Below are 20,007 nucleotides of genomic sequence, written 5' to 3' on the forward strand. Positions count from 1 at the left end.
ACGTTAGTTTTTTAATAATTTAATTGGTTATTTTAATGTTTCTCCAATGGAGTAACGCAATATGTTTTCTTCAGAGAATTGGTCTTTTTGTAATTCTCCGTAAAAAGTACCTTCGTGCATCACAAGAATACGATCAGAAATACCCATAATCTCTGGCATATCTGAAGATATTACAACAACACCTACTCCTTTTTTAGCTACTTCGTTTATTAATTTATAGATCTCTATTTTTGCACCTACATCTACTCCTCTTGTTGGCTCGTCTATAAAAATAACTTTACTATCTATGCTTAACCATTTGGCTAATGCTACTTTTTGTTGATTACCGCCGCTTAAGTTTTTAACATTTACCTCCGAGCTTGGCGTTTTAATGTTCAATTTTTCAATTAGACCTAAAACCTTTTTATACTCGCGATCTATGTTAATAAAACCAAGTTTGCTAGATATAGACCCAAAACTGGTGACACTAATGTTTCGTCTAATAGACAATGGTAAAAACACACCTTCTTCTTTTCTATCTTCAGAAACAAAACCAATTTGATACGCTGCAGCATCTACTGGAGAGTTAATTTTTATTTCTTCTCCATCTAAAAATAGTGTTCCGGATTTCTTTTTATCGGCACCAAAAATAAGTTTTGCAGTCTCTGTTCTTCCGCTACCTCCTAAACCTGCTATACCCACAACTTCTCCTGCTTTAACAGAGAAAGAAACATCATGTACTATACAATCTTTACCTGATAAATCTTTGACCTCAAAAATTGCTTTTTCTCCTATTTTAAAGTCTCTAACTGGGTATAAATCTTTTAACTCACGCCCTATCATCAAATGTATTACGCTGTCTTTGTCTGTCTCAGAAACAGGTACACTTCCTGTATCTACGCCATCTCTAAGTACTGTTATCGTATCTGCTATTTTAAAAATTTCATCTAAATGATGCGATATGTATATTATTGATATTCCTTTTTCTTTTAGCTTTAAAAGGTTGTTAAACAATTTTTTAATGTCTGTAGGATCAAAAACTGTTGTGGGCTCATCTAAAACCAAAACTTTAGTGTCTTCAGATATTGCTTTTGCTATTTCTACTACTTGTTTTTGAACAATACTTAAATCTCTTACGGTAGCAGTAGCATCAATCTTAAACCCTAAAGAATCTAATAACTCTTGTGCATTCTTAGTTAGTTCTTTCCAATTCATCCAAAATTTGCTTGCACCTAATTTGTGCAAATAAATATTTTCTGCAACTGATAAATCTTTAACTAATGACAACTCTTGGTATACTACGTTAATACCCAGAACTTGACCTTCATGTGTATTTTTAGGATTTATCTCAGCGCCATTTAAGACTACTGTTCCTGAATCTTTTTGGTGTACACCGCTTAGTATCTTTATTAATGTAGATTTACCAGCACCATTTTCACCTAGTAAAGCGTGTATTTCTCCGTGTTTAACCTTAATATTTACATCTTTAAGTACAGAAACAACACCAAAACTTTTTGATATCCCAGACATTTCAAGACGGTATTCACTTACTGGCTCCTTCATAGTAATGGATATTAAATTTAAAATAAAGCTTTAGGGTTGTAATATTTAGCAGCATTTGCTTTTGTAATTAATAACGGGGCAGTAAAAGAAGTTTTATCAAAATCTCTTTTTCCGTTTATATATTCTACAGCGTATTTAACAGCATTTTTACCTATTTGTACAGGACTATTCATAGCCGTACATCCGTAAAAATCTGTATCCATAATGTATTTTATTGCTTCTTTTTGACCATCTGCGCCAGCTACAATTAAAATATCATTTGTTTTACCTGCTTGTTTAATCGCTTTAATAGCTCCTAAAACACAAACATCTGACTCAGTAATTACAACATTAATATCTGGATGAGCCACTAAAATATCTTCCATAGCTTGCAAACCACCAGCATAAGACCATTCTGTATATGCTTGTGTTTTTATATTTAAATCTATTTTACCTTGTGTTCTAAGTTGTTCTTCTGTTATACCTTGTAATAAACCTTGCTTGCGTTTTTTACCAACAGGGTTGCCAGCATTACCACTTAATAAAGCAATGTTCATTTTTTTATTTCCCATTTTTTTTACCAACCACTCGCCTGCTAATTCACCGTTTGCTAAATTGTTAGACTGTATTGTAGTTACAAAATCTGCTGAAGGGTTAATAGAGCTATCAATAATAAAAACAGGTATACCAGCAGCTTTAGCCATTTTTGTTACACCAACTAAGGCATCTGGATCTTTAGGGTTTAACAACAAAGCATCTACACCTTTGGTAATTAAATCTTCTACAGCTGCTATTTGTTTGTTAATATCGTTTTGACCGTCTGCAGATATAAATTCCATACCATTTTTCTCGGTTGTAGATTTTATACTCTGGAACAATGCTTGGTAGTATGGTGCGTTTAAAGATGGTGTACAGTACCCAATTTTAATGCCTGTTAAATCTACTTTACTCTTAAAAATTTCGGCAGAATCTTCCGTGTCGTTTCCGCTAGATTGTGTTGTTTTTATTTCTTCTGCACAGCCAACTACATTTAAAAACAATGCAACAACCATTAGTGGTAAAAACATCTTATTAAAAGTGGCTTTTAAATTTTTAGTTTTCATAATTATATATGTTTGGTTCGTTTAAAATAAAGTAACGTCTAACTGCAGTACCGTTTTTTCTTGTTCTGGATTCCACATTAAAGTAACATCTACAGGTATCTTATAATCTCTTATTGCTAATTTTTCACTAAAAGTTACGCCAACATTTATAATATTTCCAGAACTTTCTGTGTAAAATGTTTTAGCTGTAATAAAAGACCAAGCACCACCTGCAAAAAGAGATAAACTAGCGTTTTTATCTTGCCATACTTTACTACTAACTTCAAAATAGTGTGTCCAAGAATTTTCTAATGACCCGCTCTCTTTTATTTCATAATCTCCAGACCCACCATTTATAATAGTTGCCAAGTATAGTAAGGTATTTGGCGTAACATTATATCCAAAGTTTAAATCGACAAAATTATATCCTTGCGTTTTATCGTAACTCCAATAGTGCAACTTATCTCCTCTTTCTTCTACACCTGTGTAATTGTTGTGAGATACAGCTTCAATAAAAAACTTATCAGAAAAACGGTATTTAGTATAAATTGATAGTTCTTTATAATATGCACTAACATTTTCTCCTGTAGTAGTATTTGCAACATCTACAGTAGAAAAACTTGCCCCTCCCCAAAAACCAAAGGTAAATTTGGTATCCTTTGAGTTGTATTCAAGATGTGTTGCAAAAAGGGCTCCTGGATGAACTACAAAGCCATGCCAAGTATGCATATTCTTTATATGTGCACCTATACTAAAAGGTTTATAGTCCTCATTTACTACTTTTTCTTGTGCTACTCCTAAATTTACACCAAAAAACAATAAGATGACTGTAGCTGTAAAAAGTAATTTGCTTGGTTTTTTTATGCCTAAATCAGAAATATAATCAAGCATTGGTTTCGCTATTTTTTTCATGATTATCAATTTAGTTGGGTTATAAATTTATAAACGTCATTTTTACGTTTGTTTTTCAAATGTAAATAAAAAATAACCTAACAACCTAATATTCAGTGAAAATATCTTCAATTTTAACATAAATCTATATTATTTTGCCCTTAAATTACGGATATAACAACAAATTAAATTTTGTTACTAACGTTAAAAACACGTTTAAAATAAGTTTTACTATATTAGCATAATACTATTTAAGTCAATATTTTAAATACGTTTAGTTATGGAGCCAGAAAAAATATTAAATATATCTGTAGATTGTGTTGTCTTTGGATATGATATAACTACAAAATCTTTAAATGTTTTAGTCATAAAGCGTTTTTTAGAAGCCGAAGGAAAAGTTTTGGTAGACGATTATGTTTTAACAGGATATCACGTCTATAAGCAAGAGACATTAGACCAAACTGCAACTAGGGTATTAAAGGAATTAACAGGCTTAACAGGACAATATAAAAAACAGTTTAAAGCTTTTGGTAACCCAGACCGATTGACAAATGAAAAGGATCTTATTTGGATTAAAAATGAAGAATTTAACTTAAGAACTATAACAATTGCTTACTACTTTTTATTAAAAACTGAAGATGTAGACTTGTATAAAAATAAATACGAAGCCAAGTGGTTTCCTGTAGACAACTTACCAGAATTAGGGTTCGATCATAAAAAAATTATTGAAGAAGCATATGAAGACTTAAAAATAAAATGTTTGTCCGAGCCTATTATTTTTAAATTACTCCCAGATAAATTTACCATAAATGAAGCTCAAGATTTATATCAATCTATTCTAGGTATAGAAATAGACAACAGAAACTTTAGGAGAAAGTTAATAAACAAAAAGTATATAATTGCTTTAGATGAAAAACAAGTAGGTGTTTCTAAAAAGCCAGCGCAGCTCTATATGTTTAGCCTAGATTTATACGAGAAAATGTTTAAGAAAAACTACTTAATAAATATATAATTTATTGTTCTCAACGCATTAAAAGACCTTCATTTTACAAATCTATAGAATTCTTTTTTACTTGTATTTGATAAGATTCTTGTGCCCATACTACAAAGTCGTCTACATCTTCTAAAACTACAGGTGGCAGAGTATAAAATGATGGTAACGGCGTGTTTGTTTTAAATATTTTTATAGGCGATTCTCCTGCTGCAATGTACTTTTTTATATTGGTATCATCAATTTTTAAGGAAACAGTATCATTATAAACTAAACCAAACATTAGACCATCAAAAAACAGCCCTACACCACCAAACATTTTTTTAGTGTAAACACCATGCCATTTTTGCAACTGATCTAAAACATAACCTAAAAAGTCTTCAGAAATTGCCATATTTAAGAATCAGAATCATCTAAAGACTTTCTAATCTGCTCTGCATCCCAATGACCATCAAACTCAACAATACCCCTTTTAAAGTCTTGCTCTAATAGCTTTTCTTGCTGCTCTAGTTCTTTACGTGCTTTAAAAATATAATTGTCGTCTCCTATTTTTTTCTCTTTTGATAAGCGCCTAATACTATCCTCATCATACTTTATAAAATTCTGGATTTGACGTTGTAATGTATATTTTCTAAAGCCCATTTGACTAAGAACTTCACTCGCTAATTTTAAAGAAGTTTCTAATGAATCTCTGTAAATATGATCTATTTCCATATTTAAAAACTCGTAAGCTGCATACCTGCTTTTGGCACGTACCATTAGTTTTACTTGCGGGTACTTACTCTTCACCATTTTTGCTAGTTGCTTTATAACATCTGGGTTAGCCATAGCACAAATTAAGATATTAGCGTCTGCAATACCAGCCGATTCTAGCAAATCTGCTCTTGTAGCATCTCCATAATATACATTAAAACCCATTTTACGTAAAAAATCTACACGATTAGAGTCGTGATCTAAAATAGTAGCTTCTACACCGTGTGTGCGTAAAAAACGGCCAATTGTACTTCCATAATGCCCAAAACCAACCAAAATTACTTTTTGTGACTTTGCTATATGGTCCATTGGTCTTTTTATAGATTCTTTAGTTCCTAAACGAGGTAATAGAACACGCTCATTAATTATTCCTATAATTGGTGTAACTGTCATTGTTAAGGCAGTTACTACGAGCATAATATCCATTTGACCTTGCTCTAAAATATTTAATGAAAACGCAAAGGACAATAATACAAATGCAAATTCTCCTACTTGTGCTAAACTAAAGGTTAGCAACATTCTCTGATTCAATTTTAACTTGAAAACGGAACCCGTAATAAATAAAATTGCTGCCTTTAATGCTATTACTGATAGTAAAATTCCCCCTATAGTTAGTGGACTTTTAGCAATTACAATAAAGTTTATTGATGCACCAACAGCCATAAAAAACAATCCTAATAACAAATTTTTAAATGGTTCTAAAGTACTTTCTAACTCGTGCTTAAATTCACTGTTAGATAAAACTACGCCACCTAAAAAAGCTCCTAAAGCCGGACTTAAACCTACCAATTCCATCAACAAAGAAATTCCAAAAACAATGAGCAATGCTGCTGCAATTAATAATTCTCTAACTCCTGTTTTAGCCACTTTACGCAACAATGGTACTATTAAGTAGTTGCCTGCAACAATAATTGCTACTACAGAGGCTAAAATAGATAAGGTTTGTAGACCTAATGGTAAATTTTGAAGCAGACTAGTGTGCCCTTCTTTGTTTTCTAAAGGAACACTGCTGGTGTTTGCTAGCAATGGCAACATACCAAGCATAAAAATTACTATTATATCCTGAAAAAGTAATATTGAAAATGAAGATTGACCAAAAGTTGTATTTAATAAGCCCTTCTCTTTTATTGTTTGCAAGGCTATTGCCGTAGAAGATAATGCAACTGCCATAGCAAATGTTAAAGACACTTTCCAGTCGAACCCAAATAAAATAAATAGGAAGTAAGACAATAACATTGTACCTGCTACTTGCAAACCTCCCATACCTAAGATGGTTTTCCGCATTTTCCAGAAATTTTTAGGTTCTATTTCTAAACCAATTAAAAACAACATCATTACAACACCAAACTCTGCAAAATGAAGAATATCTTCTCCCTCTTTACCAATAAAACCAAGTACATAAGGACCAATTAACACACCTGCTAACAAATAACCTAGCACAGAACTTAATCCCAAACGCTTGGCTATAGATACACAAATAATTGCTCCTAATAAAAATACAATGGCTTCAAAAAGAATACTACCCGTCATACGTACTTATGTGTTTAATTGTGGAATATCGTTTAAAAAAGAAAAATTACCAACATCGGCCAACTTCAAACCTTGTTGTAATAAACCAATCAATTTATCATACTTATTGGCATAGTCGTGTAATTCTTTATCTTCTATTTTATGGGTTCCCATAATTGTAAATGGTGGTAGGTAACGCATACCGCATAAATTTGCTGTTTGCTCAAAAGGTCGTAAAAACTCTGTTACGGAAAAACTATTGGTTCCTTTTTCACAATACAAAGCTCTAGTACCACCAGTTGTTATTACATTTAAGCATTTTTTTGTGTGCAGTGCATTTCCATTAGGACCATAAGCCCAACCAAACTCTAACACCATATCTATCCATTGTTTCATTAATGGCGGACAGCTATACCAATAAAATGGATGATGCCAAATTATAATATCGTGTGCCTTTAAAAGTTCTTTTTCTGCGTCTACATCTATATTAAAATCGGGATAAAGTTCATATAAATCGTGAAAAGTTACCCCTTCTTTATCTTTAATCTTGTCTACTAAAATGGAATTCGCCCTAGATTTTTCAAACTTAGGATGGGAAAATAGAATTAGTATTTTTTTCATTTTGCGAATTTAGTTGAAAATAATATAAAAAAATGAATCTTGTTTTTTTACTGCAAATATGTGTATGTGCACTAGAATATAATCTTTTAGTATTATAAAAATAAGCTCTTGCTTTGCTCTGTCTACGACAACAGATAATTATAAAATTAAATTTTAATATTGGTTGCATAAAAAAAGTCGCCCTAGAGCGACTTTTTAATTGGGGAACAGTCTTTTAGTAAGATACTAAAAAAACAGCCTCTAAGCGGTTAAGCTTATATTAAATATAATTACATTATAAGTAAATCTAAAAAAATAGAATCGTCTACTATGTATTTTTACAATTTGATATAATTAAAATAACTTATTCTTAATACCTCAAAATATAATCGAAGTGATGTACTAATCTTGTTTTTCTGTCTTTTTTAAATAATCTGGTAATTCTTTAGACAACCAATCTTGACGTACAGGCACGTGCACATCTAAATCTACAGTTTCTTCTAAAGCCCAAAATTCGTGTGGTACATTTTCAGGAAATACAATCACTTCTCCTGCTCCAACTTCTACAAATGTTTCTTTACCATCAATAATAGTTTTGATTTTAACCTTACCAGACATGATGTATGTTATCTGCTCGTTTGGGTGTTTGTGCCAAGGAATATGCGCTCCTTTTTCTAAATTAAAAATTGTCATTTGACCTTTTTCACCGTGGAACCACTTACGTTTAATTCCTTCACCGATAGTTTCCGATGCCATATCATCAAAATTGAAATGTTGCACTTTTGATGTCGCTACAGAATCTATAGTATTTACTTGTGCATTTGCAGTATTGCTCGCAAATAAAGCAGTTACAGCTACTGCTGCTATAATTGATTTGAAATTCATTTTTCTATTTATATATTTCGTCAGTTCCAGTGATTTTTTTCTCAGAATTTTGTATCGAGAACCATTCTAAATATTGTACTTATCGATACATTTTTATTTTCATTCTATTCCAATAAAAACACTCGAAAGAACAATTTTTACTTAATTATCTAACCCATTGGGTTTAAAATCCTTCTAAAACTATTTTACCTTTTGCGTTTCCGGTTTCTAAGAACGCGTGTGCTTTACGTAAGTTTTCAGCATTAATAGTTCCGAAATTTTCACCTAAAGTGGTTCTAATTGTTCCGTTGTCTATTAATTCAGAAACGTTGTTTAAAATGTTGTGTTGCTCAATCATATCTTCTGTTTGAAACATAGCACGTGTAAACATTAACTCAATGTGGGTAGACACTGCTTTCCCTTTAAAAGGCATCACATTCATCACTTTTGGGTCATCAATAAATCCGAATTTCCCTTGTGGCTTAATCAGTTTTACAATTTCATCTACGTGATGTTCGGTAGCATTTAAACTCACCACATATTCCGGAGCTGGTAAGTTGTATTTCTCAAACTCTTCACTCAATTTATTTCTGTGGTTGATAACCGTATCTGCACCTAATTCTTTTAACCAATCGGTAGTTTCTTCACGAGAAGCAGTCGCAATAATGTTCAATTTTGTTAGCTTTTTAGCTAATTGTACCATTATAGAACCAACGCCACCAGCTGCTCCTATTATTAAAATAGATGTATTGGCATCGTCTTTAGAAACCTCTAATCTATCAAATAACATTTCGTAAGCAGTCAATGTTGTTAATGGTAACGCAGCAGCTTCAGCATAAGATAAACTTGTTGGTTTTTTACCCACAATACGTTCATCTACTACTTGAAATTTCGCATAACTACCCTGACGTGTAAAATCGCCCGCATACCAAACTTCATCACCAACTTTAAATAATGTAACATCTTCACCAACTTCCTTTACAATACCAGTTGCGTCCCAACCAATAATTTTCCAATCGTCACCCTGTACAGGCATATTTGCACGTACTTTGTAATCTGCAGGATTTACCGAAATGGCTTTAATCTCCACCAAAATATCTCTTCCTGTTGCTTTTGGAGTCGCTATTTCTATGTCTTGTAGTGAATTTACATTGTCTATCGGTAAATTCTCTTTGTATCCTATTGCTTTCATCTAAATTAAAATTTTTGCAATTATATTACAGTGATAATTTCACTTTGTGGTAATCTAGATTTTGGAGTTTTGTCCGTCGAATTAAAATCAGATGCAGCTCTATACCCTAAAGAAACAACTACTAAAGATGTAAACCCTTTTGCTCTTAATCCGAATTCTTCATCTAACGCTTTTACATCAATACCTTCCATTGGCGTAGCATCAATACCTAAACTTGCAACTCCTAACAAAAAGTTTCCAATGTTAAGATATACCTGCTTTTCCATCCAATGTTGATAGTCTTTTAAATCATATTTATGAATGTCTCCAAAAGCGTTCATTCCACCGTACATTCCGTTTTTTATATCTTCATTAGGGAATCTTCCGTCTTTATCCTGTACTTCTAAAAGGTGTTTAAAAAAAGTATCATCTGCACCTTCACTTGTTTTTGAACAAAACAATACTACCGCAGAAGCATTTGTAATCTTAGGTTCATTAAAATGAAAAAAGCCTTGTGTTCCTTTTGTCATACGTGCTTTCCCTTCTGTAGTTTCAGCAACGATAAAGTGCCAAGGTTGAAGGTTAATACTTGAAGGACTCATTCGTAATAAGTTTTTAACTTGTGCCATATCTTGTTCAGATATTTTCTTGGTTGTGTCGTATTCCTTCGTAGTATATCTCCAGTTTAATGTGTCTTGTAAATTCATTTTTATATGTTTTTTTAATTAACTATCATTTTTATAGTGACAAAAGTAAGTATAGTATTAAAACCTCACAATAACGGTCATAAATGATAGTACAAAAATAACTAGAAAACCACCCCAAATTGATGTACGTAAAAAGGGAATACTGGTATAATTCAAGGCTAATTAGAGGTTAATTCTTAAATTTCTCATAAAAAAGAGTACAAACACGCTTTTAAAACAGAAAAACGCACCTAAAATTTAAACGAATCCTTTATTACTACCATTTTTGGTTTTATCCAACCCATCTAAAGGTTAAATTAATTCTTGGTTGAATTTGTTTTGTAGTTTTTGGTATTTTATGCTTCCAATTGTCTTGTGTAGCACCTTGCATTAAAAGTAAGCTCCCGTGAGCTAACGGAATATCTATGCGTTTTAAATCTTTACGTGTAGTGTGTTTTAGTTGAAAAGGTCTTGTTTCTCCAAAAGTTACCGAAGCAATTACAGTATTTTTACGTTGATCGCCTTTATAATCTTGATGCCAATCTACACTGTCTTTTCCGTCTCTGTAATAATTAAGTAAACAACGTGTGAATTTGATATCAACTTCTTTTTCAATGCGCTCTTTGATAAACAACAAATCGTCATTCCATAAATGCATTTTACTTTTAGTATTGGTGTATTTAATGTCTTTGCTAATATCACCAAACCAAGCTGTTAATCTGGGGTAATCCACATTTTTACCGTGAATAGTAATTTGTTCTTGTTGCCAAGAGGTATTTTTTAATAAGCTATTATATAAATTGTTGCTTTCTTCCCTACTAAAGAAATTCTTGAATAAAACAACATCTGCTCCTGGTAAATTAAATTCTGTTTTACGGACTTCGTCTGTTGAAAAAAGGTTTGCTTGACTAAAAAAATCCATCTCTTTTATTCTAAATCATTTTTTATTTAAATCGAACTAAAAAACCAAACAGTACCTGGAACTAATTTGTGTTATCTATACTTTATTTCCACTTAATGTTACAGCCCATACTTGGCTTCTGGTCTACATCTACTTTATTCCCTGCTATTAAAACATCTAAAGCATTTGTTAAATCTTTACCTGACGGTTGTCCCATTCCTGGTCTGGTTTCATCAAAACGACCTCTGTAAGCACACTCTAAATCTTTATTAAAAACAAAAAAATCTGGCGTACACTCAGCTTTGTAAGCTTTAGCAACATCTTGAGTTTCATCATATAAATAAGGAAAAGGATATCCTTCTTTTATTGCTGTTTCAGTCATATATTCAGGAGCATCTTGCGGATAATTAGCTACGTCATTACTGCTAATAGCTATAAAATTGACACCTTTTGCTTGGTAAGCATTTGCTACTTCTACTAATTTTGAATTAATATGATGTACAAACGGACAGTGATTGCATATAAAAACAACCACAGTGGCCATATCTGATTTTAATTCTGATAACCCCACCGTTTTTCCTGTTACTGTATTTAATAAAGAAAAATTGGGTGCTTTCGCTCCCAATTCCATCATATTAGAATATGCTAAAGACATACTATTACTATTTTATATTATTATTTTAGACGTAAAAATCAATCTACTTTTCTAATGTTCTTTTCAAATTATCTTGAAGCTGTAATCTTCCAAAGAACAACACAGCTTATCTATTATCTTCTGTAATATTACTATTTCTATTGATCTCTTTATGTCATCCAGTACATAAATTGATTAAGCACTAAATTACCTCACAAATATACTTGCACAACATTTTCTTTTTGTGGTACATTAAAAGGATAATTCTGTACGATTAAAGGTTTGAAATACAAAAATAAGATTTTACAATGCTTTTTTATCTAATTTAGCCTTTACTTTTTACTAAAACATACCACAATGCAAGTACTAGAAGCTTATAAACCTTTTGAAATACAAGAAATAGAATTAACTGATTGGAAACAACGCCCCGTTAAAAACAATTTTTTTGAACTAGTCTTAATTAAAGACGGAGAAGGTACACAGTGTATAAACTATAATGATTATGCCTATGAAAAGAATAGTATGTTTTTGTTACCGCCTTTAAAATGTCATTCTTTTACGATAGAGAAACCCACAAGATTTGTATTTTTAAAGTTTACCGATTCATTTTTTAAAAATGCGAACGGAATAACCATTGATAGAAATGAATGGTTTAAAGAGGCTTCTTATATATTATCTAACTACAACCAGTTACCAGGAGATATTATTAAAAATGAATTAGATCGAAATTACTTAGAGAATCTTATTGGTATGATTCTTCAAGAGTCTAGAAATTATGGTGAAGAATCTATAAACTTAGTCACCAGCTTAATGACAAGTATTTTAGAGATTTTAATTCGAAATATTAAAAAGAGTACTTATTTTGAAGTTCCAAAGAATAATTCTGATGATAGAATAACAAAAATGCTGACATATATTAACGAAAATATTGATAAAACAGAACTGTTAAGAGTTGAAAATTTGGCAGCTGTTTTTACAATGTCTCCTACTTATGTTAGCGAGTTTTTTAAAAAACAGATAAATATGTCTTTGCGAGAATATATTATTAAAGCGAAGCTTAAACTAGCAGAAATACGTTTATTAAACTCTGACTTTACACTTACACAAATTGCAGACGAATTAGGTTTTACAGATGTAAGTCATTTATCTAAAACCTTCAAACGTTATGCCGGCACAAGTATACGTGAGTTTAAAAACAATGGTGAGTATATGCTACTTAAAAGAGGTTCTTGTGCAACTGCCAGGGTTTAAAAGCAAAAAAGGCTACCTTTTTACAGGTAACCTTTTTCTTAAAATTGGGGTTAGTATTTAGTATATCTAGTCCTTAATAGTAACATTACCTTCTTCATCAGAAGAAAACTTAACTTCGTAAAAGTTAGTAACTATATTACGTCCTTCAACAGACTTATTATCTGGTTTTGTTACATGCAACTCAAAATCTGCAGTAACTTTATTTGTTTTAGAATCTACACTTAAATAGTAATTTCTTACTTGGTAGTTTTTTACTTCAATTTCTTCACTAACTAAGGCAACAGCCTTGTCTATGTTTGCCATAATTGCAGTTACATCTATATCGCTAACCTTTAATTTTCCTTGAGCATTTTTAATAAAAAATGCGCTCTGAAAGTTCTTGCTCTGCAATTCTTCTTCTCCTAAAGCAGCCTCTTTATAATCTGTTTTACTATTATAAGTTCTAGTGTACAACTTACCATCTTTATGGTAACTTATAGCCAACGTACCTAAGTCAGAACTTAAATCCTCTGCTGAATTTAAACGTAATTTATATATCTCTAAATCTGGACCAAAAGAACTAACCATTAGCTCTTTTGCTTTTGCTAGACCCTCTGGCGTTGATATTCTAATTGTTTCTTCACTACTTCCTCCGCAAGAAGTAATAAGTACTAGCATAAAAACAGATGCAATTCTTCCTATAATTTTCATATTATTTAGTTCTTTTATTTACAACAAAACTATTACAACAGAGGTTTTTAAAGAAACTAGAATGTAAATTTGTAGCTACTTAATGTTTATTTAGGTGCATTAAGTTAATTTTCGTTTTTCGTACTATTTAATTTAAAAACTACGATATAAGTAGTAATGATGTTCCAAATAGAGAACCCACTACCAAACCAAGGACAACTTCTTTAGGCGTATGTCTTTCTAAAACAAGCCTAGACCAGAGCACCACAACTGTAAAAAGAGCCAATACGATACCTAATTCTAAACTCACCTTACTAATAGCTAAAGCCAGGTACATATTAATTGCTACGTGCATAGACACCTTTATATAAAAGTTAATACCGAAAGAGACCAACAATAAAAGTGTTGCTAATGCAAAGCTTGTTACAATATATTTAGGCTGATTGGTATATATTAAAAAAAACAAGGTTAGCACCATTACCGGTATAGTAAATACGTATAAAGATTTTCGTTGTTTTTTATTAGACACATCTAAGTCTGTGTACTTCCCTCTTCTCTTACCAATGTATACCCAAGCTATTAAAATAAAGAAAAAAAGCCCAAGAACCATAGCTAATGTGTTCGAAAATAATACCTGTTCTTCCCTTAAATTAAAAAATAAAATTAAGAAAGGAAATAATAACAATGGATGTCCTATAACTGATAAAAACTGAGCAATTTTAATTTTCATTTAAAGGTTTTATTAAAACAAATATAACTTTATTTGTAAAACAGAAGTAAATAGCAATCTTCTTCTGTATTTACAATAAAATGGATACAAATTCTAAAGACATAGAATTACAGATTATAGGCTATAGCAACACTCCTTTTTTATGGACTAAGCAGGCCATTTTTGGCTTAACTCAATTAGATTATAAGACTAAAAAAAATAGTGTATTAAATGAGAGTATTCCTTTAAACTTGCGATTAGGAAAACGAGTAGAGCGTTTTGTAAGCGCAGATTTGAGAAGCAATAAAACAATAAGTATACTAGCTGAAAACATACAAATACAAAACAATAAACTCACTATTGGTGAAATAGACTGTATTTTAAGACAGGGCAAAAAATTATATCACGTAGAAATAATTTTTAAATTTTATTTGTTTGATGCAACTGTAGGCACAACAGAGCTAGAACATTGGATTGGTCCAAATAGAAATGACACCCTTATAAAAAAGCTAACTAAATTAAAAGAAAAGCAACTACCACTACTCTATAACGTACATACAAAGCCTACCTTAGATACTTTAAATATAAAATCTCACGAATTAGAGCAACGTGTATTTTTTAAAGCACAGTTATTTATACCCTATAAAAGTGAGACAATAACTTTTGTTGCTTTAAACGAAGATTGCGTACAAGGTTTTTATATTAACGTTAAAGAGTTAAGTCAATTTAAGGATTGTAAGTTCTACATTCCGTCTAAAGTTAATTGGCTTCAAAATCCACAAACACAGGTAGACTGGCTACTGTATACTACCTTTACTAATGAAATAAATACACTTGTGGCTAATAAAAAATCTCCTTTATGTTGGATTAAGTTTCCTAATGGTGAATTACAAAAATTCTTTGTTGTTTGGTGGTAAAAAAATAACAGAAAATTATGATTTTATCTCGTTGTTAAGCCTTAATTTTGCACACTTAATTATCAAGAATCTCAAAAAGAGATAGCAACCTGCAGTAACGAGCAAGGTGCTAAAGCGATAAGCCAATACTTTGGAACAAACGTTAATTGTAATCCCTTTTATTTGTCTTAAACACCTTTTTGTTATTCTATAAAAACAATAGAAATGACAACTGTTAAAAATAGCACTCCAAGTTTTACTGCATTACTACCACTGTTTGTATTTGTATTTACATTTTTAGGCGTAGGTATTTATCAAAACGATTTTTATGCTCTACCAGCTCCTATTGCTGTTATAGCGGGTATAATAGTTGCCTTTTTACTATTTAAACAAAGTATAAACGCTAAAATAGAAACACTTTTAGCTGGTTGTGGTGATAGTAAAATACTAACAATGTGTCTTATATATTTGCTAGCTGGTGCATTTGCTGCCATTACTAAAGAAACTGGTAGTGTAGATGCTATTGTAAATTTAGGCTTAGATTTTATAGCCATACAATATATATACTTTGGTGTGTTTATAATTGCTGCATTTTTATCTATATCTACAGGTACTTCTGTTGGTGCAATTGTAGCATTAACGCCTATTGTAATTGGTTTTTCAGATAAAGGCGGAGTATCATTAGCTATACTCTGTGGAGCCTTGTTAGGTGGCTCTATGTTTGGCGATAATCTATCGGTAATATCTGATACCACAATAGCTGCAACGCAATCTTTAGGTGTTAAAATGAGTGACAAGTTTAAGCAAAACATAAAAATTGCGCTACCTGCTGCTCTATTTACTATAGTTATTCTAATATTTAAAGGTGCTGCTTTAGAATCTAACGATTTAGAAAACATTACATATAATTATTCCTTACTTAAAATTGCGCCTTATATATTAGTAATTGGGCTATCTGTAATTGGCGTAAATGTATTTGTCACCTTACTACTAGGTGTGCTAATAGCAGCTGTAATTGGTATCTTTTATGGCGATTTTACACTTATTGAGTCCACCAAAATTGCATATACTGGGTTTACCAGCATGACAGAGATTTTTCTACTCTCCTTACTATCGGGTGGTTTAGCAGCACTAGTAGCCAAAAATGGCGGAATTGACTATATTTTAAATAAGATTAAAACCCTTATAAAAAGTAAAAAGTCTGCACAATTTGGTATAGCAACCTTAGTTAGCACGGTAAATATGGCTATAGCAAACAATACGGTTTCTATTATTATTTCTGGTTCTATTGCCAAAACTATTAATGACGAATACAAACTAGACAATAAAAGTACAGCATCTATACTAGATATATTTGCCTGTATAACTCAAGGTTTACTGCCTTATGGAGCACAGGTTTTAATGATTTTAAGTTTTTCTGAAGGAAACTTAACATATACCGACCTAATAAGTAACACTTGGTATTTGTTATTACTCTTAGTTTACACCATTCTTTACATAACCTTTACCCCATTTAAATTGAAGAAAACTAGCATAAATTAAAGGTTCTACTCTTTTTAAACTTAGCTAAAAAGTTATCTTCGCGGCCATGTGGATGTATTTAGGCCTTTTATCGGCTTTATTTTTAGGGTTACATAACTTATGTAAAAAACACGCAGTACAAGGCAACGAGGTGTTTCCTGTGCTCTTAGGTACTATTACATCTGGGTTTTTAGTATTACTACCTTTTTTTATTGGCTCTAAATTTTTTCCTGAATTCACTAAAGAAATAGGATTCTACATCACAGATATTCCTTGGCAACAACACGGTTTTATTATTATAAAATCCATGCTAATGGCTGGTTCCTGGGTATTGGCATACCAAGCACTAAAACATTTGCCAATAACTATTGTTACACCTATACGTTCTGCTGGACCATTTTTTACGTTTATTGGCGCTATATTTATCTACCAAGAACGACCAAATAATTACCAATGGATTGGGTTTTTCTTAATTATTTTCTCTGTATTCTTATATTCTAGAATTGGCAAAAAAGAAGGCATTAATTTTAAAAACAACAAATGGATATTTGCTATAATTGGAGCTACCTTTTTAGGTTCTTCTAGTGGTTTGTATGATAAGTTTCTAATACAACATATACATTTAAACCCGCAAACTTTACAATTTTGGTTTTGTTGGTACACTATCTTGATCCTTTTAATAATCTTAGCAATTACGTGGTTTCCAAAAGCAGAAAAAAGAAAGGCTTTTAAATGGCGCTGGTCTATACCAGCAGTTGGAATTTTATTGCAGACAGCAGACTACTTTTATTTTAAAGCTTTACAAGACCCAGATGCTTTAATTATGTTATTATCAGCAATAAAAAGAAGTCAAATTTTAATTGCTGTTGTATTAGGCGGAATTTTGTTTAAAGAAAAAAACAAGCGAAAAAAACTTATTCCGCTTGCTGGTATAATGCTGGGCGTAGCATTAATTCTATACTCATAAAAATTATAATAAGCTAAAAAACAAAACAGTTAAAACTCCTCTTCTAAAGTTTTAATGTCCTTAATTAATTGCTGTATAGCCGTTTTATTTAACCCGTTATAAATACCTCTTATGTGTTTATCTTTATCAATAAGCACAAAGTTTTCAGTATGTAAAAAGTCATCATCAGTTTTTAATTCGCCCAAGTCCTCTTCTATAAAATAAGAGTCTCTACCAAGACTATAAATTGTACTTCTGTCGCCTGTAGCCAAATGCCATTTATTTGTAATAACTCCTTTAAAATCCGCATATTCTTTTAACACAGAAGCAGAATCTGTCTCTGGAGTTACAGAATGAGATAATAAAAGCACATTATCATCATCTTTAAAAGCATCTTGAATAACAGCCATATTTGATGTCATTTTAGGACAAATTCCTGAGCAAGTAGTAAAGAAAAAATCGGCTACATAAATCTTATTATTAAACTCTTTTTCTGTAATAGTTTTACCTTCCTGATTTTGTAAACTAAAATCTGGTATAGTGTGTAAGTTTTCAACTTCCGCGCTATTAGCAGCTAACCATTTTGGAGTAAAACTAGATTCTTGATAGTACGGTAAGGCACTAATCTTGTTTGGAGTAGCATTTTGTTTACAGCTAAAAACTGTAGCGACAACTATAAAAACAGCTACTACCCTACTTAACTTGTACAACTTCATTCTCCAATTGAAAACATAAATTTGCTCTTTTAAGTCCAAAAATACGTCCATCTTTTGCCTCATAATTGTTATAAACTTTTCCATTTTTTCTCCAAGATTTTTGAATTCCATTTTCTTTGCCATTTACAATATTCATTTCTTTAAACTTAGCTCCGGTATTGTACCATTGTTTTTGTAATCCGTTTACAATACCCTTTGTAAAAATAGATTTAGATCTAAGGTTACCGTTAGCCCACCAAGACTTAGCAACTCCTTCTTTTTTACCGTTTTTATAATATGCTTCATAACTAAGATCACCAGAACTAAACCACTTTTGATAATCACCGTGCTTTTTACCATTTTGGTAACTAATACTTTCTGACGTACCTCCGTGTTTGTAAAAAGTTACAGCTAAACCAGTAAAAAGCTCGTTGTTATAATATACAAGTCCTAGGTTATTTTTTACTTCAAGTTTTTTCTTAGATACTAAGTTAACAGGCGTACAACTAGATATAGAGGCTACCAGTAAAATTAATACTAGCTTATAAAATAGTAGCTGGCGTACCTTGGTAATCTCCTGGAAATAAGATATAAAACTGATTAAGGTATAATTCATTTTGTATGTGATAATGATATTCTTGTTCTGTTGTATGCTGTGTAGTACTTGTGTGTCCGCCAGATGCATCTAAATCTTCTGGATAAGCACTGGTAGAATTGCATTTTCTTCCATAAAGAAAAAAACCATCTGCCATCACTCCAATTAAATTTTCGTCATCATTAGACCACGCTTTTGTCTCTAAATGATAATGGTAACTCTGCGGTCCTGTATGCGCTGCTGTATAATCTAAAGATCCTACAGCATCATCTAAAGGCACATTTGGCCCTTCTTCATCATTATAGATCATTGCACCACTAATAGCAACACCAATTGCTCCTAGGCCCGTAGAGCTACTCGCAGATGCCTTAATTGGTGTTTGCGGAACAGTTAAAGAATATGAACCATTAAAATCGTCTATATTTCCTGGTGCCATTTGCTCATAACTTGTAACTGTAGGCTCTACAAATAAAGGATGGTTTACATCTGCTGCTTCTGTAGTTAATGTGTTACCCATAGGATCTACTGTAGAACGCTCTGTTGTATTAGACCAATAAGGAGAAGAATGATTTGGCATACCATTAGTTTCTATTTCTACATCTGTCCCAGATAACATAATTGTTACATTATCAGCATCAAACTCACCAAAAGCTGCGTGTAATTCTCCTGTTGTAGCTACTGTATCATCTGTTGAGTTACTATCACTGCTACAAGCAATAAATGCAACTGCAAATAAAGCTAATGTGCTTAGTACTCCTATTCTTAATTTATTAGATTTTTTCATTGTATTATAAATTTAGTATTAGTTTTTAGTTGGTTTCTTTGACTTTCTCTTCGGCATTTTCTCTATTTCTTTTTTAGATAAAAATCCGTCTTCATTAGCGTCAATCTTTTTAAAATCATCTTTTAAAGGCCCTTTTACTTCTTTTTTAGATAGTTTACCATCTTTATTGGCATCCATTTGTTTAAAAAGCTCTTCTATTGTTGGTCTTTTACCTTGCTCCCCTTTTGGTGGTTGTGCTTTTACTCCTAGTACACCAAATGCAATCATAACTGTTGCTAAAACCCCTTTTTTTACTATTGTAGAAATCATATTTTTTATTTTTAAATTCAATTATTTAG

At 31.6% G+C, this 20,007-nt stretch carries 22 protein-coding genes and 1 riboswitch; of the genes, 5 read left to right on the plus strand and 17 right to left on the minus strand.

What is annotated here, in order from left to right; translation table 11 throughout:
- Positions 1–27 precede the first annotated feature (27 nt).
- The 3 genes from M4I21_RS01850 to M4I21_RS01860 are packed head-to-tail and all read right to left on the minus strand — an operon-like array spanning position 28 to position 3,515.
- Positions 28–1,542, minus strand: a complete 1,515-nt coding sequence (locus tag M4I21_RS01850; RefSeq protein ID WP_249557332.1) for a sugar ABC transporter ATP-binding protein — start codon at positions 1,540–1,542, stop codon at positions 28–30.
- A 17-nt stretch (positions 1,543–1,559) separates the two neighbouring features.
- The gene (locus M4I21_RS01855) at positions 1,560–2,624 is read right to left on the minus strand and encodes a substrate-binding domain-containing protein (protein WP_249557333.1); all 1,065 of its coding nucleotides are present in this window, start codon (positions 2,622–2,624) and stop codon (positions 1,560–1,562) included.
- A gap of 21 nt (positions 2,625–2,645) precedes the next feature.
- A complete protein-coding gene (locus tag M4I21_RS01860) occupies positions 2,646–3,515 on the minus strand; it encodes a hypothetical protein (RefSeq protein ID WP_249557334.1) in 870 nt (289 codons plus the stop codon).
- 259 nt (positions 3,516–3,774) lie between these two features.
- Here M4I21_RS01860 and M4I21_RS01865 point away from each other — a divergent pair, with 259 nt between their 5' ends.
- Positions 3,775–4,506: an NUDIX hydrolase gene (locus M4I21_RS01865; protein ID WP_249557335.1), complete on the plus strand. Its 732-nt coding sequence runs from the start codon at positions 3,775–3,777 to the stop codon at positions 4,504–4,506.
- Between the two features lie 34 nt (positions 4,507–4,540).
- On the opposite strand, the gene M4I21_RS01870 is transcribed toward M4I21_RS01865, so the two are convergent.
- The 8 genes from M4I21_RS01870 to M4I21_RS01905 form a co-directional block, all read right to left on the minus strand.
- Entirely contained in the window at positions 4,541–4,879 is a 339-nt protein-coding gene (locus tag M4I21_RS01870; protein WP_249557336.1) for a TfoX/Sxy family protein, read from the minus strand.
- 2 nt (positions 4,880–4,881) lie between these two features.
- Entirely contained in the window at positions 4,882–6,768 is a 1,887-nt protein-coding gene (locus tag M4I21_RS01875) for a monovalent cation:proton antiporter-2 (CPA2) family protein (protein WP_249557337.1), read from the minus strand.
- Between the two features lie 6 nt (positions 6,769–6,774).
- Positions 6,775–7,368 carry a glutathione-regulated potassium-efflux system oxidoreductase KefF gene (gene kefF, locus M4I21_RS01880; protein ID WP_249557338.1) on the minus strand — a complete coding sequence of 198 codons (594 nt, stop codon included), beginning with the start codon at positions 7,366–7,368 and terminating at the stop codon, positions 6,775–6,777.
- A 381-nt stretch (positions 7,369–7,749) separates the two neighbouring features.
- Entirely contained in the window at positions 7,750–8,232 is a 483-nt protein-coding gene (locus tag M4I21_RS01885) for a cupin domain-containing protein (RefSeq protein WP_249557339.1), read from the minus strand.
- A 163-nt stretch (positions 8,233–8,395) separates the two neighbouring features.
- Complete coding sequence (locus M4I21_RS01890; protein ID WP_249557340.1) at positions 8,396–9,403, minus strand: zinc-binding alcohol dehydrogenase family protein; 1,008 nt, start codon at positions 9,401–9,403, stop codon at positions 8,396–8,398.
- Positions 9,404–9,423: 20 nt separating this feature from the next.
- The gene (gene nfsB / locus M4I21_RS01895; protein ID WP_055445944.1) at positions 9,424–10,089 is read right to left on the minus strand and encodes an oxygen-insensitive NAD(P)H nitroreductase; all 666 of its coding nucleotides are present in this window, start codon (positions 10,087–10,089) and stop codon (positions 9,424–9,426) included.
- Positions 10,090–10,360: 271 nt separating this feature from the next.
- Positions 10,361–10,990 carry an alpha-ketoglutarate-dependent dioxygenase AlkB family protein gene (locus M4I21_RS01900; protein ID WP_249557341.1) on the minus strand — a complete coding sequence of 210 codons (630 nt, stop codon included), beginning with the start codon at positions 10,988–10,990 and terminating at the stop codon, positions 10,361–10,363.
- Between the two features lie 82 nt (positions 10,991–11,072).
- Positions 11,073–11,624: a thioredoxin family protein gene (locus tag M4I21_RS01905; RefSeq protein ID WP_249557342.1), complete on the minus strand. Its 552-nt coding sequence runs from the start codon at positions 11,622–11,624 to the stop codon at positions 11,073–11,075.
- Positions 11,625–11,960: 336 nt separating this feature from the next.
- On the opposite strand from M4I21_RS01905, the gene M4I21_RS01910 reads away from it, so the two are divergent.
- Positions 11,961–12,854: an AraC family transcriptional regulator gene (locus tag M4I21_RS01910; protein WP_249557343.1), complete on the plus strand. Its 894-nt coding sequence runs from the start codon at positions 11,961–11,963 to the stop codon at positions 12,852–12,854.
- Between the two features lie 66 nt (positions 12,855–12,920).
- Here M4I21_RS01910 and M4I21_RS01915 read toward each other — a convergent pair whose 3' ends face one another.
- Together M4I21_RS01915 and M4I21_RS01920 are read right to left on the minus strand one after the other, a co-directional pair.
- Positions 12,921–13,544, minus strand: coding sequence for a hypothetical protein (locus M4I21_RS01915; RefSeq protein ID WP_249557344.1), 624 nt, complete (start codon positions 13,542–13,544; stop codon positions 12,921–12,923).
- Positions 13,545–13,683: 139 nt separating this feature from the next.
- Entirely contained in the window at positions 13,684–14,253 is a 570-nt protein-coding gene (locus tag M4I21_RS01920; protein WP_249557345.1) for a hypothetical protein, read from the minus strand.
- 80 nt (positions 14,254–14,333) lie between these two features.
- Between M4I21_RS01920 and M4I21_RS01925 the strand changes: the two genes are divergently transcribed.
- The 3 genes from M4I21_RS01925 (at position 14,334) to M4I21_RS01935 (ending at position 17,616) form a co-directional block, all read left to right on the plus strand.
- Positions 14,334–15,149: a DUF1853 family protein gene (locus M4I21_RS01925; protein ID WP_249557346.1), complete on the plus strand. Its 816-nt coding sequence runs from the start codon at positions 14,334–14,336 to the stop codon at positions 15,147–15,149.
- A gap of 54 nt (positions 15,150–15,203) precedes the next feature.
- Positions 15,204–15,299: riboswitch (SAM-I-IV-variant riboswitch) on the plus strand.
- Between the two features lie 54 nt (positions 15,300–15,353).
- Positions 15,354–16,670 carry a Na+/H+ antiporter NhaC family protein gene (locus M4I21_RS01930; protein ID WP_249557347.1) on the plus strand — a complete coding sequence of 439 codons (1,317 nt, stop codon included), beginning with the start codon at positions 15,354–15,356 and terminating at the stop codon, positions 16,668–16,670.
- Between the two features lie 46 nt (positions 16,671–16,716).
- Entirely contained in the window at positions 16,717–17,616 is a 900-nt protein-coding gene (locus tag M4I21_RS01935; protein WP_249557348.1) for a DMT family transporter, read from the plus strand.
- A gap of 29 nt (positions 17,617–17,645) precedes the next feature.
- Here M4I21_RS01935 and M4I21_RS01940 read toward each other — a convergent pair whose 3' ends face one another.
- Genes M4I21_RS01940 through M4I21_RS01955 form a run of 4 tightly spaced genes read right to left on the minus strand, consistent with a single transcriptional unit; the run spans position 17,646 to position 19,978 of the window.
- Entirely contained in the window at positions 17,646–18,311 is a 666-nt protein-coding gene (locus tag M4I21_RS01940) for an SCO family protein (RefSeq protein ID WP_249557349.1), read from the minus strand.
- Complete coding sequence (locus M4I21_RS01945) at positions 18,289–18,906, minus strand: toxin-antitoxin system YwqK family antitoxin (protein WP_249557350.1); 618 nt, start codon at positions 18,904–18,906, stop codon at positions 18,289–18,291. Before M4I21_RS01945 ends, M4I21_RS01940 begins: the two co-directional genes overlap by 23 nt.
- Positions 18,833–19,669, minus strand: coding sequence for a YHYH protein (locus tag M4I21_RS01950; RefSeq protein ID WP_249557351.1), 837 nt, complete (start codon positions 19,667–19,669; stop codon positions 18,833–18,835). Before M4I21_RS01950 ends, M4I21_RS01945 begins: the two co-directional genes overlap by 74 nt.
- Before the next feature lie 18 nt (positions 19,670–19,687).
- Entirely contained in the window at positions 19,688–19,978 is a 291-nt protein-coding gene (locus tag M4I21_RS01955; protein WP_249557352.1) for an EF-hand domain-containing protein, read from the minus strand.
- Positions 19,979–20,007: the final 29 nt, after the last annotated feature.

It is taken from the genome of Cellulophaga sp. 20_2_10, assembly GCF_023476645.1.
GTDB lineage: Bacteria > Bacteroidota > Bacteroidia > Flavobacteriales > Flavobacteriaceae > Cellulophaga.